This window comes from Selenomonas sp. CM52 (assembly GCF_000292955.1).
Taxonomy (GTDB): domain Bacteria; phylum Bacillota; class Negativicutes; order Selenomonadales; family Selenomonadaceae; genus Selenomonas.
Genome location: NZ_ALNM01000030.1, coordinates 17,227 through 33,560, shown reverse-complemented (window position 1 = coordinate 33,560; position 16,334 = coordinate 17,227). Strand labels below are relative to the sequence as shown.

15 protein-coding genes are annotated in these 16,334 nt (G+C 57.8%); 2 read left to right on the top strand and 13 right to left on the bottom strand.

What is annotated here, in order from left to right; all coding sequences use genetic code 11:
• Positions 1 to 79 precede the first annotated feature (79 nt).
• The 5 genes from HMPREF1153_RS07725 to HMPREF1153_RS07705 all read right to left on the bottom strand — a co-directional run bounded on the left by HMPREF1153_RS07725 (position 80) and on the right by HMPREF1153_RS07705 (position 7,266).
• Entirely contained in the window at positions 80 to 1,000 is a 921-nt protein-coding gene (locus tag HMPREF1153_RS07725) for a DMT family transporter (protein ID WP_009646483.1), read from the bottom strand.
• A 40-nt stretch (positions 1,001 to 1,040) separates the two neighbouring features.
• On the bottom strand, positions 1,041 to 1,946 hold the full coding sequence (locus HMPREF1153_RS07720; RefSeq protein WP_009646363.1) for a DUF2156 domain-containing protein: 906 nt from the start codon (positions 1,944 to 1,946) through the stop codon (positions 1,041 to 1,043).
• Between the two features lie 378 nt (positions 1,947 to 2,324).
• A complete protein-coding gene (locus HMPREF1153_RS07715) occupies positions 2,325 to 2,858 on the bottom strand; it encodes an acyl-CoA thioesterase (RefSeq protein WP_009646479.1) in 534 nt (177 codons plus the stop codon).
• An 88-nt stretch (positions 2,859 to 2,946) separates the two neighbouring features.
• Positions 2,947 to 6,732: a phosphoribosylformylglycinamidine synthase gene (locus HMPREF1153_RS07710; protein WP_037370265.1), complete on the bottom strand. Its 3,786-nt coding sequence runs from the start codon at positions 6,730 to 6,732 to the stop codon at positions 2,947 to 2,949.
• A gap of 51 nt (positions 6,733 to 6,783) precedes the next feature.
• Complete coding sequence (locus tag HMPREF1153_RS07705; protein WP_009646435.1) at positions 6,784 to 7,266, bottom strand: YhcH/YjgK/YiaL family protein; 483 nt, start codon at positions 7,264 to 7,266, stop codon at positions 6,784 to 6,786.
• A 174-nt stretch (positions 7,267 to 7,440) separates the two neighbouring features.
• On the opposite strand from HMPREF1153_RS07705, the gene HMPREF1153_RS07700 reads away from it, so the two are divergent.
• Positions 7,441 to 7,920: an Lrp/AsnC family transcriptional regulator gene (locus tag HMPREF1153_RS07700; RefSeq protein WP_009646370.1), complete on the top strand. Its 480-nt coding sequence runs from the start codon at positions 7,441 to 7,443 to the stop codon at positions 7,918 to 7,920.
• Positions 7,917 to 9,092, top strand: a complete 1,176-nt coding sequence (locus HMPREF1153_RS07695; RefSeq protein ID WP_006191462.1) for an aminotransferase class I/II-fold pyridoxal phosphate-dependent enzyme — start codon at positions 7,917 to 7,919, stop codon at positions 9,090 to 9,092. Before HMPREF1153_RS07700 ends, HMPREF1153_RS07695 begins: the two co-directional genes overlap by 4 nt.
• A gap of 80 nt (positions 9,093 to 9,172) precedes the next feature.
• On the opposite strand, the gene HMPREF1153_RS07690 is transcribed toward HMPREF1153_RS07695, so the two are convergent.
• The 8 genes from HMPREF1153_RS07690 to ftsE all read right to left on the bottom strand — a co-directional run bounded on the left by HMPREF1153_RS07690 (position 9,173) and on the right by ftsE (position 16,219).
• Positions 9,173 to 9,391: a hypothetical protein gene (locus tag HMPREF1153_RS07690; RefSeq protein ID WP_006192315.1), complete on the bottom strand. Its 219-nt coding sequence runs from the start codon at positions 9,389 to 9,391 to the stop codon at positions 9,173 to 9,175.
• Positions 9,392 to 9,543: 152 nt separating this feature from the next.
• Positions 9,544 to 11,562 (bottom strand): OPT family oligopeptide transporter, encoded by a 2,019-nt coding sequence (locus HMPREF1153_RS07685; protein WP_009646449.1) that lies wholly within the window; start codon positions 11,560 to 11,562, stop codon positions 9,544 to 9,546.
• Between the two features lie 209 nt (positions 11,563 to 11,771).
• Positions 11,772 to 12,035, bottom strand: a complete 264-nt coding sequence (locus tag HMPREF1153_RS07680) for a Txe/YoeB family addiction module toxin (protein WP_009646454.1) — start codon at positions 12,033 to 12,035, stop codon at positions 11,772 to 11,774.
• Between the two features lie 2 nt (positions 12,036 to 12,037).
• On the bottom strand, positions 12,038 to 12,289 hold the full coding sequence (locus tag HMPREF1153_RS07675) for a type II toxin-antitoxin system RelB/DinJ family antitoxin (RefSeq protein ID WP_009646431.1): 252 nt from the start codon (positions 12,287 to 12,289) through the stop codon (positions 12,038 to 12,040).
• Between the two features lie 23 nt (positions 12,290 to 12,312).
• Positions 12,313 to 13,482, bottom strand: coding sequence for a S41 family peptidase (locus HMPREF1153_RS07670; protein ID WP_369791801.1), 1,170 nt, complete (start codon positions 13,480 to 13,482; stop codon positions 12,313 to 12,315).
• 15 nt (positions 13,483 to 13,497) lie between these two features.
• Positions 13,498 to 14,643: a murein hydrolase activator EnvC family protein gene (locus HMPREF1153_RS07665; protein WP_009646360.1), complete on the bottom strand. Its 1,146-nt coding sequence runs from the start codon at positions 14,641 to 14,643 to the stop codon at positions 13,498 to 13,500.
• A gap of 12 nt (positions 14,644 to 14,655) precedes the next feature.
• A complete protein-coding gene (gene ftsX, locus HMPREF1153_RS07660; protein WP_009646532.1) occupies positions 14,656 to 15,543 on the bottom strand; it encodes a permease-like cell division protein FtsX in 888 nt (295 codons plus the stop codon).
• Positions 15,533 to 16,219 carry a cell division ATP-binding protein FtsE gene (ftsE, locus tag HMPREF1153_RS07655; RefSeq protein WP_009646406.1) on the bottom strand — a complete coding sequence of 229 codons (687 nt, stop codon included), beginning with the start codon at positions 16,217 to 16,219 and terminating at the stop codon, positions 15,533 to 15,535. The genes ftsX and ftsE overlap by 11 nt, the downstream gene beginning before the upstream one ends.
• Positions 16,220 to 16,334 lie beyond the last annotated feature (115 nt).

Genomic DNA, 16,334 nt, shown 5'->3' with positions numbered 1-16,334 from the left:
ATCCATCCCTCTTTGTCAATTATCCACTTGCTTTTATTCGCCGTTCTTCTCGCCATTCCTGCAAAAAGAGGGAAAATGCTTAATTCGTCCCGTTCTCCCCCTCCGTTCGAGGACGTTTCATCCCCCAAACTCCCGCAAGCTGCGCGAGGAGCATGCCCGCAAGCATCAAGGCGCAGCCTGAAAGCTCGGCGGCACTCATCGACTCGCCGAGGAGGATTGCGCCCGAAAGCGCGCCAAACACGGACTCAAGGCTCATGATGACGGCCGCCAAGGCAGGCTCAGCGTACTGCTGTCCGACGATCTGCAGCGTAAAGGCGACGCCCGAGCTCATGATCCCTGCATAGAGAATCGCCGTCGCCGCGCCCTCGATGCCCGCGACGGTCGGCTGCTCGAAGAGAAAAGCGAGCGCCAGACTCGCACAGGCGCAGACGAAGAGCTGCGCGAGGGAAAGCTCCACCGCATCGACGAAGGACGCGAAGCGGCCGACGCAGAGGATGTGCATCGTCCAGAGGAGCGAACTTCCCACCATGATCGCATCGCCGTAAGAGAGGGAAAAGCCATCCTTCATCGAGAGCAGATAGAGTCCGCTGAGCGCCAAAACCGCGCCGCCCCAATGAAGCGGACGGATGCGGCTGCCGAAAAATACGGCGGCAAGCGGCACGAGGACGAGATAAAGGCATGTGATGAACGCCGTCTTTCCCACCGTCGTATACTGCATGCCCACCTGCTGCGATGTCGTCCCCAGGAAGAGGATCACGCCCACGAGAGCGCCCGCCTTAAAGCCCGGACGATACGTACCCGCCGCCTTCGCCGCGCGTCTTTTGGGCGCGAAAAAGAGCCACAGGAGAAAGACGACGGGGACAGCGACGACATAGCGTGCCGCACCGTATGTGAAAGGGCCGATGCCCTCCATGCCGACGGACTGGGCGACAAATGTCGTACCCCAGATGAAGGCGGCGACAAGGAGTGCCAAACTGCCGCGCAGACGCACAGATCTCACCACACTTTCTTAGAGAAGTCATGACAATTTCAGTGCTTCTTCATCTCATCCAAGCATTGAACTTCTCAATGAGCTTAACGGGCTTGTACGACTCCTTCGCCTGTCGAAGCCCCTCGATGCCCATGTCCTCCTCGCGGTTGATGTACGTCATATCGGACCACGCGTGCTCGACGAACGCCTGATTGATCGCGGGGTACGCGCCGCGCACCTCGGGATCTGCCTTTTCCACATGGATGACCGCCGTGTCGTCGTTGAGCTGCTCGCCGAAGGTGAAGGCGACGACGCGCTGTCCGATGAGGATCGCACCGCCCTTGAGCTGAAAATCCTCGAAGTTGTTCAAGACCTCGATGATCGCCTGACGCTCAAGCGCGATGAACGGATCGTCGGGAGCTTCCTGCGCATGCTGCTTGTACCAGCTGTTGATCGTCAGCTTGCATTGCGTGACGATCTCATCCGTAATGGGCTGATACTCGGCCTCGGGATAATTCTTGCGGAAGCTGTTCAGATGGTTCTTCTTCGAATGGAACTTGCGCCCTGCCAGCTTTATCAGATCGTCGGCGAGGTAGACATAGTCAAAGTTGTTGCGGTCAGACTCGACAGCGAAATCTGCGCCCTCGTAATTTTCAAGGATGTCCGCAAAGGAGCGCTCGACGCCCGAAAAGCGCACGGGCTTTCCCTGCGCCTTGAAGTAGTCGATGAAGCGTCCGACGGCAGCCGCCATCTTCTCCTCCGGGCCGAAAGGCTGCATGGCGAATTCTCGCCCCTCCCACTCAGCCTTCATATAAAGCACATCGTCTTCCTTCACCCACATGATCTTGTACGGTTCGTGCCACATGTAGAGGTTCGTAAAATTGAAGTGCGAATTCTCATAGTAACGCGCCCGAAAAAAACAGTCGAGCAGCGGCTTGTCCTCTTTTTGCAAAACCTTGAAATCTATGATGCTCATTCCTCTCTCGCTCAGTCACCAAGGTTCTGCGAACAAGAAGCGTGCGCCTTTTTCTCGCATGAACTCCCGCTGCAAAACCTCACGATTCAGCAATTTTCTTGCCCTGTTGTCCTATCATTATATCAACTGTGTCAAGCAATTAACAATCCCTTCTATTTCAGTCGGAATTGTTAATTGCTTTTTAACTGCACTTTCCCCTTTCCTTTAATCTTACCATGCTATACTTTCCGTATCGAGCAGGAATCCAGCAGCCGGCTCGATGCCAGCGGCAACGGTGGCCCTTTCCACACTTCTGTGCCTCCCTGCTGCTTGAAAATCTAATTCTTTCTCTATCCCGAAAAAGAAGGGCTCGCCTTGCGGCTTGCCCTTCTTTTTTGTCTATTTCCCGTTGTCCTCAGACTTCCCCTGACCGCGCTTGACAATTCCCGCCGGCACTGCCACTTTGCGTTTCTTGCGCGCCTTGTGCTCCTCATAGCGTCGCTTTCCTTCCTCGAAAGCGACGCGCGCCTCTTCGGTATCAAGCTCCAGGGGCGGCACGGCTTTCGGCCGTGCGTTGCGGTCAAGCGCCACCATTGTGAAATACGCCGACAGGCCGAGCTGCGGCTCGCTGCCGTCATCGAGATCTTCGACGATAACATTGACGGCGATCTCCATAGAGCTGTGCCCGACGTAGACGACGTCCGCCGTCACAACGACGAGATCGCCGATGCGGATCGGCAGATGGAATTCCAGTTCATCGACGCGCGCCGTCACGACGTTCGAGCGCGCATAGCGCCGCGCCGCCGCGTAAGCCGCCGAATCCATGAGCTTCATGATCTCGCCGCCGTGGACGTTGCCGTTGGGGTTCGCCTGGCTCGGCATCATGACCTCGCTGATGACGATGCGGCTTTCCTGCATACTGAAATGCTTCATGTATTTCCTCCTATCAAAACTGCCGCACAAGCAAAAATAACTCATGCGGCAGTTTCATCTTCCTTATTACCTTTGCTTCGACACCATCTCAGCGGAAGAAACGCACACCCGCGTCGAAGAGTCCCTGATCCTTGTTGCCCGGAACGTTCTTCGAGATGTTGTCGCCGACGCGCTCGGAGTGCCCCATCTTGCCGAGGATGCGGCCATTGGGGCTTGTGATCGCCTCGATCGCTTCCATCGAACCGTTCGGATTGAACGGCGATTCCATCGTCGGCTCGCCTGCATCGTCGACATACTGCGCCGCGATTTGCCCGCGTATGCGCATCCTCGCGATGACTTCCTTGTCGGCGACAAACCTTCCTTCACCGTGCGAGACAGGAATCGTATGAATATCGCCGACTGAGACGTTGTTGAACCACGGCGATAGATTCGACATGATGCGTGTCTGCACCATGCACGAGACGTGTCTGCCGATCGTATTGCGCGTGAGCGTCGGAGACTCCGGATCAAGCGGCATGATCTTGCCGTAAGGAAGGAGGCCGAGCTTGACGAGCGCCTGGAAACCGTTGCAGATACCGAGGATCAGCCCCTCTCGCTTCTGCAGAAGTTCCATGATCGCCTCGGCGATGCGCGGATTTCTGAGCGTCGCCGCGATGAACTTGCCCGAGCCGTCCGGCTCGTCACCACCCGAGAAACCGCCCGGCAGCATGAGGATCTGCGCCTTGTTGATGCCCGAGGTGATCGCCTGCACCGATTCTTCGACCGTCTGCGGCGTGAGATTGCGAATGACGAGCGCATCGACTTCGCCACCCGCCTTCTCAAAGGCGCGCTGCGTCTCGTACTCGCAGTTGATGCCGGGGAAAACAGGCATGAAGATGCGTGGCTTCGTATAGCGATCGCTGGCTCGCTGACGCACGCCGCGGCGGAACGGCGCGGCTGCCGAGGCCGTCCTGCCCTTGCTGCTGACTGCCGCCGGGAAGATGCCGTCAAGCGCTCCCACATAAGACTCGCGAAGCTCATCGAGCGTCTGCACCATACCATTGCAAACGATGCTCGCAACCGTCGTCGTGCGCCCGAGGAGCGTCCACTTGACGCCGGCGAGCGCATCCGTCACGTTGACCGCCTCGCTCATCTCCAAGAGAATCGTACCGTAGGCGGGACGGAAGAGATCTTCGAACTTGATCGCGCCGGGCGCCGCCTTGAAACCGAGGCCGTTGCCCAGGCACATCTTCGTCAGAGCAGCCGCGATGCCGCCCCTGCCGACACTCGATGCCGAGAACACGCGGCGGCTCTGCATCAGAGCGTGCACGCGCTCATAGTTGCGGCGCAGGTTGGCAAAAACAGGCAGATCGTTCGCATCAATCGGCACTTCGACAGCATAGACCTTGCTGTTCGCGTACTTGAATTCGGCGGAAATCGCCTCGCTCGCTTTCATGACGTTGACGGCAAAGGCAACGACCGTAGGCGGCACATGGATGTTTTCAAACGTGCCCGACATCGAATCCTTGCCGCCGATGGCAGGCACGCGAAGCTCATGCTGCGCCCATAGTGCACCCAAAAGCGCCGCAAACGGCATGCCCCACTTCTCAGGATCCTTGCCAAGGCTCTCGAAGTACTCCTGCAAGGAGAGGCGCACCGTCGCCGCATCCGCGCCGAGCGCCACCATCTTCGTAACCGCCTCGACGATGGCATAGAGCGCACCGTGGAACGGACTCCACTCTGACAAGTACGGGTCGAAGCCGAAGGTCATCGCCGTCGCCGTATCCGTTTCGCCCTTCTTCACGGGAATTTTCGCGACCATGCCCTGCTGCGGCGACAGCTGATCCTTACCGCCAAACGGCATCAGAACCGTGCCCGCGCCGACCGTAGAGTCAAAGCGCTCAGCAAGTCCCTTCTGACTGGCAACATTGAGATCGGCGAGGTTTGCATGCCATGCCGCCGTAAGGTCGCGCTGGTTCTTGACGACAGCAGGCGGCAGCTGGCGCAGATAGTTTGTCTCCACGTCGGGTGACTTCAAGGTTACGCGCGCATGCTGCTTGACGCCGTTCGTATCGAGGAATACACGCGCAAGGCTCACAATCTTCTGCCCGCGCCAGACCATCTCAAGCCTGCCTGTATCCGTGACCTGAGCGATCGGCGTCGCCTCGAGATTTTCGCGATCAGCGAACGCCGTGAGAACGGGTAGAGCCTCGGGACGCATGACGAGAGCCATGCGCTCCTGCGACTCCGAAATGGCAAGCTCCGTGCCGTCGAGTCCCTCGTACTTTTTCTTCACGGCATCGAGATCGATCGCCAAGGACGGCGCAAGTTCGCCGACGGCGACGGCGACGCCGCCCGCACCGAAGTCGTTGCAGCGCTTGATGAAACGGCTGACCTCGGGATGGCGGAAGAGGCGCTGAAGCTTGCGCTCCGTCGGCGCATTTCCCTTCTGCACCTCGGCGCCCGCCGTTGTCAAAGAAGCCTCCGTGTGTACCTTCGACGAGCCGGTCGCGCCGCCGCAGCCGTCGCGTCCCGTGCGGCCGCCGACCAAGACGACGACGTCGCCCGGCTCCGGCGTCTGGCGCACGACGTCCGCCTGCGGCACAGCGCCGATGACGGCGCCGATCTCCATGCGCTTCGCCATGTAGCCTTCATGGTAGAACTCATGCACCTCGCCCGTCGCAAGACCGATCTGGTTGCCGTAGGAGCTGAAGCCTGCCGCCGCCCCCTGCGTAATCTTCTTTTGCGGCAGCTTGCCCGGCAATGTATCGGCGATCTTGCCGCGCGGGTCGGCGGCGCCAGTCACACGCATCGCCTGATAGACGTAGGAACGCCCCGACAGGGGATCACGGATCGCACCGCCAAGGCACGTCGCCGCACCGCCAAACGGCTCAATTTCCGTCGGATGGTTGTGCGTCTCATTCTTGAACATCACGAGCCAATTTTCTTCCTTGCCGTCAATCTCCACAGGCACGACGATGCTGCACGCGTTGACCTCATCGGAAGCATCGAGATCTTCCAAAAGCCCCTGCTGACGCAGCGCCTTCATGCCGATGCACGCAAGATCCATCAAGGATACGTCCGCCTGCTTTCCCGCATGAATCTTCTCGCGGTCGAGCATGTAGAGCTTCACTGCCTGCGCAAGCATCGGTGCGTATTTGCCGTTGCCGAAGTCCACCTTGTCGATGACCGTCGTAAACGTCGTATGGCGGCAGTGATCAGACCAATACGTGTCGATGACGCGAAGCTCCGTGATCGTCGGCTCACGCTTCTCCGCCGAGGCAAAATACTTCTGGCAGAACTGCAGATCCTCCAGACTCATGGCAAAGCCGCGCTCTTTCAACAAATTTCCGAGCGCCGCCACATCCATGCGGCAGAATCCCGCAAGCGTCTCCACATCGGCAGGCTCTTCGATCTTCTCCGCGAGCGTCGCCGGCTTCTGCAAAGCGGCCTCGCGGCTTTCGACCTTGTTGATGCAGTACGCCTTAATCTTTGCCAAAAGATCTGCCGAAATCGTGCCGACGAGCACATAAACGATCGCCGTGCGAATTGTCGGACGCTCCTTCTGCGTCACAAGCTGCACGCACTGCGCCGCCGAATCAGCACGCTGGTCGTACTGCCCCGGCAGATACTCAACAGCGAACGCCTTCGACTCGGGAAAGTCGGGCAGTTTTTCCTCATAGACCGTATCGACGGGCGGCTCAACGAAGACGATGTCGCGCACCGCCTTGTATTCTTCGTCTGAAAGTCCCTCGATGTCGTAGCGAATGAAGATGCGCACTGCCTTGAGCTCCGTCGCCAAACGGAACGTCTCCGTCAGGTCGTCACAAAGCTGCTGCGCGGGAATGTCGAAATATCCCTGCCTCTTCTCTACAAAAAGTCTTCTTACACTCATGCCCACAAACCATCCTCTCTGGTCAGTTCCCTGATCTCTTCTTGCATCTTGTCAGTTCTTCATCAACTCCAAATCAATCTTCACGACGACCTTCGTCACGTCCGCTGGATACTCGTCGAGCACCGAAACGCCCGGGCGATGCACGTCCTCCGGATAGAGCACGGCATAGCTTCCCGCCTTGAGCAGGATGCTGCTCTCGGGAATCAGGGCGCGATAAAAGATGATGTCCCGCGCCTCATCGTAAGGCTCCATCTCCACGAGGTCGGGACTCATCGGACACCAGCCGAGAAACTCCTCGCCGTCTGCGACATACTGAACATCCACGAATTTTCGATGCGCCTCGGGAGCGCACTCTGCCTGCGGCCGCGTCGTATAGCGCGAAAGCAGCGCGAAGATCTTGTCGCCGTCAATCTCGTGACGCCCTTCTGGCATATTGCGGAAGTCCTGTGCGCGCAAGAAGGCAAGCGCTTTCATCAGAGCCGCCGAATATCCCTTCTGCTCATCCTTCGATACCCCGATGATGCCCGTCATCATAAGCAATCCTCCTTCGCTATAGGAAGCACAGACAAATTCAGCGCTTCCCCAAAAAAGCGATTGATTTCCCCATTTATTCTATGCTATTATCCTTTATAGCGTTTCTTTTATATTATATGATGAAAGACCAATATCCGCAAGTGCGCGAATTGGGGCAGAGAAGGAGAAATGACTATGCGCGAACTCTTGGAACTCTTGGAGCACGACGCCCGCCGTCCCATCGGCGAAATCGCTGCCGTGCTCAAGAAAAGCGAGTACGAGGTGGAAAAGGACATCCGGGGACTGGAGCAGGACAAGATCATCCTCAGCTACAACACCTTGATCAACTGGCAGAAATTTGGCGACGACACGGTCACGGCGATCATCGAGGTCAACCTCACGCCCGAGCGCGAAGTCGGCTTCGACGCCATCGCCGAGCGCATCTATCGCTTTGAAGAGGTGCGCACCGTCTACCTCATGAGCGGCAGCTTCGATCTCCTCGTCATCATCGAGGGAAAATCGCTGCAGGACGTCGCCAACTTCGTCGCGACGCGCCTCTCGACGATCGATGGCGTCACGCAGACGCGCAGTCACTTCATGCTCAAGGCGTACAAGAAGGACGGCACGATCATCGACGACAAGGAGAAGGATCGCCGACTGGTGGTGTCGCCATGACGAACTGGAAGGAGCGCATCTCACCCGCCGTCCATGCCGTGCCGCCCTCAGGCATAAGAAAATACTTCGACATCGCCGCCGAGATGGAGGACGTCGTATCCTTGGGCGTCGGCGAACCGGACTTCATCACGCCGTGGTCGATCCGCGAAAGCTGTGTCCACGGGCTTGAGCAGGGCTACACCTCCTACACGGCAAACCGCGGCATGCTCGAACTGCGTGAAGAAATTGCCGCGCACTACGCGAGCCGCTACGGCATTTCCTATGAACCGGCAAAAGACATCCTCATCACCGTCGGCGTCAGCGAGGCGCTCGACATCGCCATGCGCGCCATACTCTCGCCCGGCGATGAAGTCTTGATTCCCGAGCCCTGCTACGTTTCCTACCAAGCCTGCGTGACCTTTGCGGGCGGCAAGCCCGTGCCCGTCGCCGCAAAGCTCGAAAACGACTTCCGCATCACACCCGAAGAACTTGAGCCGCACGTGACGAAGCGAACGAAGGCGCTTCTGATCGGCTACCCAAACAACCCGACGGGCGCCGTCATGGCGAAGGACGACCTTCAGAAGATCGCCGCCTTCGCCGAAAAGCACGATCTCATCGTCGTCTCCGACGAAATCTACGGCGACCTCACCTACGGCGGCATGGAACACACGGCGTTCTCCTCGCTGCCCGGCATGAAGGAGCGCACGATTCTCTTGAACGGCTTCTCCAAGGCCTACGCCATGACGGGCTGGCGCATCGGCTATGCGCTCGGCAACCCCGACTTCATCGCCGCTATGACGAAGATCCATCAGTACACGATGCTCTGCGCCCCCATCACGGCGCAAATCGCCGCCGTCGAAGCTCTGCGCCGCGGCGAGAAGTACATGAAAAAGATGGTCGCAGAATACGACCGCCGCCGCCGCCTCATCTACGACGGTTTCCAGAAACTCGGTCTTTCGTGCTTCGAGCCGAAAGGCGCCTTCTATATCTTCCCGAACATCACGTCGAGCGGCTATACGGACGAAGAATTTGCCGAAAACCTGCTCATCAAGGAGCACGTCGCCCTCGTCCCCGGCAGCGCCTTCGGCGAAAGCGGCAAGGGACACATCCGCTGTTCCTACGCGACCTCCATCGACAAGATTTCCGAGGCTCTCGCAAGGATCGGCAACTTCCTCAAGAATCATCGGAAATAGGAGACAAAAAAGCCCCGCTTGTGCGCCTTCTCTTTCGAGAGACGCTCAAGCGGGGCTTTGCCCATTATCCCGCAAAATCATCAAAAACCCTCCACCATCATACCCCCTGCCTCGCTGCGCGCTGCTGCACGCCTGCCCGCTGCCGAAATCTCCACGCTGTAAGCGTCCGACTCCGTACCGCGCAGAGGTTTCCTCGCCTCATGCGTCTCCTGCTTCTTCTCGCGCCGCGCCGTCTCTTCAAAAAAGGAAATCGGCGCAAGCGGCTTCACACGGTGCAGCCGTTCCACCTGGACATCCATTCGGAAAACCTCCTTCCATGAAAGTTCTGAATGAACGAAGGTTCTGAATCCTCTTTCTACTTGCATTATATCACAGACGCCATCCGATGAAAAGACGAAGAGCTGCCACATCGACGAAATGTGGCAGCTTTTCTATGCTTTTTCGTTTGCTTTTATTTTCCCTTCGCGAGCACGACGCGGCTCAGGATGACGACCACGAGCGCGAAGACGGCGAGGCCGAGCATTTCCGCCGTGTCGGCGAAATCGGCACCGACGAGCGCCAGCGGGCTTTCGCTGCCGCCGCTCGATACGGATATGGCGATGAGTCCGGCGAGCGCGACGCCGACGATGGATTCGCCGACGATGAGTCCCGAGGCGAAGAGCGTACCGCGGCGGCGTGCCGCTTTGCCCTCTTCCGCCCCGCGATCTTTCAGCACCTTGTCGAGCACATAGCCAAGGACAGCGCCAATGACGAGCGGAGTCTGGATGCTCGGCGGCAGGTAGATGCCCATGCCAACGGCCAAAGGCGGCAGCATGAGATTCCTCGTCGTGCGGCGCAGGAAGAGATCGACGAGCACGATGACGACGCCGAGTCCGAGACCGATGTAGATGTACTCCCATGCGAGGTTGTTCGAGAAGATTCCCTCGGCGATCGTCTTCATGAGCACCGCCTGCGGCGCGGCAAGCGCCTGCGAAGGATCCATGCCCTCACGCGGCAAGGCGCCGACGAAGCCGTACGCCTCATAGAGGAGGTTCAGGACGGGCGCAATGACGAGTGCGCCGACGACGCAGCCAAGAAGAAGCGCGACCTGCTGACGCCACGGCGTCGCACCGACGAGCCAACCCGTCTTGAGGTCCTGCATATTGTCGTTCGAGATGCAGGCGATGGCGAGGATGATCGACGTCGTGAAAATAGCCGTCGCCGTCGCGAACTTCTCACCGCCCGGCAAATCGAAGATGCCGAACGAAGAGCAGAGCGCGTACATGACGAGCGAGGCGACGATGATGCCGAGGATGCCGATACCCGAGATCGGACTCGACGACGTGCCGACGAGGCCTGCCATGTAGGCGCAGGCAGCGGCGACGAAGAAGCCCATGAATACGGCAACGCCGACGCCGACGAGCGTGAAGGCGAGCACCTGACCACTTGGCAGTCCCTCCGGACTGACAAAGGCGTAGAATACAGCGAGCAGGCCGACGACTGTCAGCAGGAATACGAATCCGATGCTCTTCATCGACATGTCGATGTCCATGCGATGCCTGTCCTTGATCGTCTCGGGCATGCGCATGGCGGCAAGCGATTCCTTCATGCCGTCGATGACGGGACGCGCGAGCGTAATCAGCGTCCAGATGGCGGCGACGCCCATGGCGCCCGCGCCGATGAGGCGCACGCGCTCCTGATAGACGGCGGCAGCGAACTTCTGCATCGTCACGCCGTCGGGCGGCGTACTCGTGATCGTGTAGAAGGGAACGAAACCCGCCCAAGCGATGAGGATGCCGACGAGCATTGCAAGACCGCTCGCTATGCCGATGAGGTAGCCTGCACCGACGAGAGCCGACGAATAGCCGATAGGGAACTGCGTCATACCGCGCCCGACGGGAATCCAGACAGAAAGCGCACCCGACAGCACTTGAAAGCCGCTCGTGCAGAGCGCGATGACACCCGCGACGAAACTGCCCGACAGAATTTCCTTGAGCCCTGTGCCTTTGCCCTTGCCATCTTCATCATGCGCATTGACCTTCAGGATCTCCGCCGCCGCAACGCCCTCGGGATAAGCGAGATCACTGTGCACGACCATGGCGCGGCGCAAGGGGATCGTAAAGAGCACGCCCAAGCAGCCGCCGCAAGCCGCGACGAGAAGCGTCTGCGTGAACTCGAAGCCGTGCCAGTAGCCGATCATGAGCATGCCCGGAATGATGAAGATGATCGCGGACAGGGTGCCGGCCGCCGAGGCCTGCGTCTGCACCATGTTGTTTTCCAGGATATTGGAATCCTTCGCCATCTTGAGGACGGCCATCGAAATGACAGCTGCCGGAATGGCGGACGAGAACGTCAGGCCGACCTTCAGCCCCAGGTAGACGTTCGATGCCGTAAAGATCACTGTCAATACGGCACCCAAGAGCATGCCGCGCACGGTAAGCTCAGGTAATCGCAGCTCATGCTGCATGAACTCATTGTGTTCATTTTTCATAGTATCGCTCCCTATAGTAATTTGCGCCCATGAAGCAGGCGAATGGATGCCTGTCTATTATAGCACATATTTATAGAACATATGGCAAAATTTATATAAAAATCGTAAAAATGAATCCATTTTCCTCATTTGTACCAAATAAGAAATCGCTGCGCAATTTGGCGCAGCGATTCATCATAATATCCATCTGTATCTCATACATGCCGCTCTTATTTGTCTCCATAGTGAGAACCGCATTGAGCAATCTCCAACACGCCATCGGATATTTGAAAGACAAGCCGATTCTTCTCATCGATGCGCACGCTGTAAAAGCCGCTCCAGTTGCCGCGCAAAGGCTCCGGTTTTCCTATACCGTCATACCCGTTTCGATCGATGTCCTTGATGAGATTATTGATCTTTTTCAGTGTTTTCTTATCCTTGGTTTGCCATTCGATATATTCAGCCCACGCCTCATCATGCCATATTTTTCGCACCGCTACACCTCAATGAGTTCATGCTCAGACACATTTCTTCCCGCTCTTATGTCTGCAATCCTCCGATCCAGAATCGCCGCATTTTCTGAAGACCAAAACGGCTCTGCCATGACTTCGAAAGGGATGCGCCTTTCTCTGCTGAGCCTTTTCAGGTAGATGTTGACTGCAGTAGACATGGACATCCCCATGTCTTCACACACCTGTTCTGCCTCCCGCTTCACATCATCATCAATGCTCAGACAAATCTGTGCCATAATCTCATCCCCCTTCTTCTTGATTATATTACATTTGCACCAATGCCGGCAAGCTTGTCCTTCATGACGTCGATTGCCTTCAAGAGCTGCACGTCCTGTGCACCGTCCGCCTGCGGCTCGACGCGAACGTCTGGCTCAATGCCCGTGCCGTCGATGCTTCTGCCCGACGGAGTGTAATACTTGGCAATCGTGAGCTTCAGTGCATCATCATCGTAGAGCGGTAAGATGACCTGCACGGAGCCTTTGCCATACGACGTCTGGCCGACGATCGTCGCCGCGCCCGTATCCTGCAGTGCGCCCGCGAGGATTTCGCTCGCCGAGGCGCTGTTGCCATCGATGAGCACGACGAGCGGATATTTCTCTTCCGAGAGCTCCGATTCATATTCTTCGCGTCTTCCGTCCTTCTGCACGACGGAGACGACCGGTCCCTTCGGTACAACCATATTGGCGATCGCCACACAGCTCGTCACAAGTCCGCCGGGGTTCTCGCGCAAGTCGATGATCATGCCCTTGACGCCTTCATTTTCCAGCGCATGATAGGCATCTTTGAACTCATCTGCCGTATGCTCGGAGAACGAAGCGATGCGGATGTAGCCGATGCCGTCCGTGTCGGGCAGCATTTGCCCTGCGACCGTATGCACCTGGATCGTCGCACGACGCACGACGTAGTCCTTGTCCTCTTCGCCTGCGCGGCGAACCCTGAGCGTCACTTCACTGCCGATCTCGCCGCGAATGTGCAGCACGACCTCTTCCGGCTCAATCTCGCTCGTCGGCACACCGTCGACGGCGATGATCTCATCGCCCGTCTTGATGCCCGCCGCCTCGCTCGGCGTCCCCTCCATGACGGAAATGACCGTGATCTTGTTGTCCTTGAAGCCCATGACGATGCCGACGCCGCCGAAGCTTCCCTCCGTATGCGAGCGCATGAGTTCGTACATCTTGGGATCGAGATAGATGGAATGGGGATCGTCAAGCGTCTTGACCATGCCCGAGATGGCGCCGTCGATGAGCTTCGTATAGTCGACGTCACGCACATACTGCGTCTCGATGAAGCGCAGAGCGCCGAAGAAGCGCAGTATATCCTTCGTCTTCTGATTATTGAACCCCATCAAGGCGTAGAATCCGAAGATCGTCGCGTTGAGCGTCACGACAGCCGTCGCGACGACGAGCAGGAAAACCGTTTTCTTTTTCAAAATATCCTCCACCTATCAAAGATACCCCATGGGGTCGACAGGTTCGCCGTCAACACGAACCTCGAAGTGGCAGTGCGGCCCTGTGGAATTCCCCGTCGAGCCGCATTCGGCGATCGCCTGTCCTTGCGAGACGCTTTGCCCTTCGCTGACGAGGAGCGCTTGGTTGTGCCCATAAAGCGTCGATATGCCGCCGCCGTGGTCGATGATGACGGCATAGCCATAGCCCGAAATCCAACCGGCATAAGAGACGATGCCCGCGCCGGCCGCATGAATCGTATCGCCGTAGTCGCCGCCGATGTCGATGCCCGAATGGAAGCGGCTCGCGCCCGTGATCGGATGGACGCGCCAGCCGAAGGGCGAGGTGATCGGCCCGCCAAGCGGCCAGTTGAGCGCTCCGCCGCCCGAAAGGGCGGGAGACGCCGGCTGATAGCGGCTGTTTCGGATCATCTGCTCGACTTCCTTGGATGCCGCAAGATTCTCGTTGATGATGCGTTCCTGCGTCGCGCGATCCGTTTCCATCTTGTCAATGATCGCCTGCTTTGCCGCCTGCTTCTTCTCCGCCTCTTTCTTACGGCCAGCAGCGGAGACGACGAGCTTTTCTTTCGCCGCCTTGTCCTTTTCCAATTCCTTCTGCGACGTCTCGATCGCAGTCTTTTCCGCAAACACGACCTGCACGAGGTCGTAGTCCTGCTGAATGACGCGCTTCAAGAGATCCATGCGCGTAAAGAAGTCCTGAAAATCCTTCGCGCCGAAAAGGACGTCGAGATAGTTGATCTGACCGTTGATGTAGATGTCGCGCACGCGCTTGGCGAGCTGGTCGCGCTTCACGGCAAAGTCCTTATTCAATACCTTGAGCTTGTCTTCATTCTCATCGATGCGTGACTCGGTCGCGTCAAGTTCCTTCTTCACGTCCTTGTAGGCTTTCGTCGCCTCGTCTGCCGCCTCATCGACAACACGCTTCTCTTCGGAAAGCCCCTCGATCCTGGACTCGATCTCGTTCTTCTTCTTCTGCGCCTGCTCCGCCTTTTCGATATGCGCGTCGCGCTGCTCCTCCAAGGTCTCGGCCTGCGCGAGCGGCGCAAGCGTCATCAAGTAGACGGCAGAAAGAAGCGCTGCCGCCGCTTTCTTCCCCTTTTTCCCTCCTACGGGATAAAAAACCATGAGAAAAGCCTCCTATACCTTGAGGAATCGCTTCAAGGAAATCGTGCTGCCCAACGCGCCGATTCCCATGCCGCTCAAGACCATCACGAGGCTGATGAAGTTGACAAACGGGTACTGCGGTATGAGCGGCAGAAACGCCAGCGTGCTGTAAACCTTCGCCGTGATCAGCCCGTAAATGCTTCGAAGCGCGATGGAAGCGAGAACGCCACCGAAGAAGCCAAGCACGACGCCCTCCAAGAGGAACGGCCAGCGGATGAACCAATCCGTCGCGCCGACGTATTTCATGATGGCGATTTCTTTGCGGCGCGCAAAGACTGTCAGGCGGATCGTGTTCGAGATGATGAAGAGCGTCGCGCCCGCCAGGAGCAGCATGAGCGTGAAGCCGAAGATACGCACGAGGCGCGTCATGTCGAAGAGGTGCTCGACGACGTCCTGCCCATACTTCACCGATTCGACGCCGCCGAACTTCTCGATTGCCTTCGCTGCCGTCTCCACCATCGTCGGCTGCTTGACCGTGACCTCGAAGGCATTCGGCAGCGGATTCTTGTCGCCGAGCGCATCGAGCAAATACTTCTGGTCGCCGAGCCTTTCCCTCAGGCGCACGATGGCATCCTCGCGGCTCACATACTGCACGCTCTCAATGCCCTGCATCTTCTTCAAGTCGTCTTCGAGATCGTCGATTTCCGATCCCTTGAGCTTGTCGTCCAAGTAGACGTTGATCTGCACCTGTGATTCAAGCATCGACGCCATGCGGTTCATGTTGAGCACGATGATGAGGAACATGCCGAGCACGAAGAGCGATACGGCGACCGTGCTGATGGAGGCGAACGACATCCAGTTGTTACGCTTGATCGATATGCAGACCTCGCGCACGAAATACTCCGTCGTCCTAAGCTTCATAGCCGTACCCCCCCTTCGCCTCATCGCGCACGATGCGCCCGCCCTCGATCGCGATGACGCGCTTCTTCATCGTATCCACGATATTCTTGTCATGCGTCGCCATGACGATCGTCGCGCCTGCATCGTTGATACGGCGGAAGATGTCCATGATCTCCCACGACGTCTCGGGATCGAGGTTGCCCGTCGGCTCATCGGCGATGATGAGTGCGGGATCGTTGACGATGGCACGCGCAATGGCCACGCGCTGCTGTTCGCCGCCCGAAAGCTGCGACGGAAAATTCTTCCACTTCTCGCGCAACCCCACGATGTCGAGGACAGCGTTCACGCTGCGCTGCATGAGGCGGCGCGGCGCTTCGATGACCTCCATGGCAAAGGCGACGTTCTCATAGACCGTCTTGTCAGGCAAAAGGCGATAGTCCTGGAAGATCACACCGAGACCGCGTCGCATGTATGGCACATCCTTCGGGCGAAGTTTCATCATATCGTGCCCGTTGACGCGCAGGCTGCCGCTCGTCGGCAGGATCTCCCGGAGCAGCATGCGCACGAAGGTCGACTTTCCCGCGCCGCTCGCCCCCACGAGAAAGACGAAGTCCCCCTTCTCGATTCTGACATTCACATGGTCGAGTGCCACCGTGCCGTTGTCGTAAACCTTGGAAACATCCTTCATATAAATCATTGCAATGAATTCCCCCATACCAAGTGCCTATTTTTGGCATTCCTACTTATTATAGCACACTTCTCCTAATTTCACTCCCTTAATTATATCACAGAAAACAAGGCGATTTCCCAAT

Excerpts from the sequence above, each read along its gene's own strand:
- HMPREF1153_RS07710 (WP_037370265.1), bottom strand. The coding sequence starts at position 6,732 with ATGAGTGTAAGAAGACTTTTTGTAGAGAAGAGGCAGGGATATTTCGAC.
- HMPREF1153_RS07690 (WP_006192315.1), bottom strand. The coding sequence starts at position 9,391 with ATGGATGTCCAGGTGGAACGGCTGCACCGTGTGAAGCCGCTTGCGCCG.
- HMPREF1153_RS07675 (WP_009646431.1), bottom strand. The coding sequence starts at position 12,289 with ATGGCACAGATTTGTCTGAGCATTGATGATGATGTGAAGCGGGAGGCA.
- HMPREF1153_RS07705 (WP_009646435.1), bottom strand. The coding sequence starts at position 7,266 with ATGATGACGGGCATCATCGGGGTATCGAAGGATGAGCAGAAGGGATAT.
- HMPREF1153_RS07715 (WP_009646479.1), bottom strand. The coding sequence starts at position 2,858 with ATGAAGCATTTCAGTATGCAGGAAAGCCGCATCGTCATCAGCGAGGTC.
- HMPREF1153_RS07665 (WP_009646360.1), bottom strand. The coding sequence starts at position 14,643 with ATGGTTTTTTATCCCGTAGGAGGGAAAAAGGGGAAGAAAGCGGCGGCA.
- ftsE (WP_009646406.1), bottom strand. The coding sequence starts at position 16,219 with ATGATTTATATGAAGGATGTTTCCAAGGTTTACGACAACGGCACGGTG.
- HMPREF1153_RS07700 (WP_009646370.1), top strand. The coding sequence starts at position 7,441 with ATGCGCGAACTCTTGGAACTCTTGGAGCACGACGCCCGCCGTCCCATC.
- HMPREF1153_RS07720 (WP_009646363.1), bottom strand. The coding sequence starts at position 1,946 with ATGAGCATCATAGATTTCAAGGTTTTGCAAAAAGAGGACAAGCCGCTG.
- HMPREF1153_RS07695 (WP_006191462.1), top strand. The coding sequence starts at position 7,917 with ATGACGAACTGGAAGGAGCGCATCTCACCCGCCGTCCATGCCGTGCCG.
- ftsX (WP_009646532.1), bottom strand. The coding sequence starts at position 15,543 with ATGAAGCTTAGGACGACGGAGTATTTCGTGCGCGAGGTCTGCATATCG.
- HMPREF1153_RS07685 (WP_009646449.1), bottom strand. The coding sequence starts at position 11,562 with ATGAAAAATGAACACAATGAGTTCATGCAGCATGAGCTGCGATTACCT.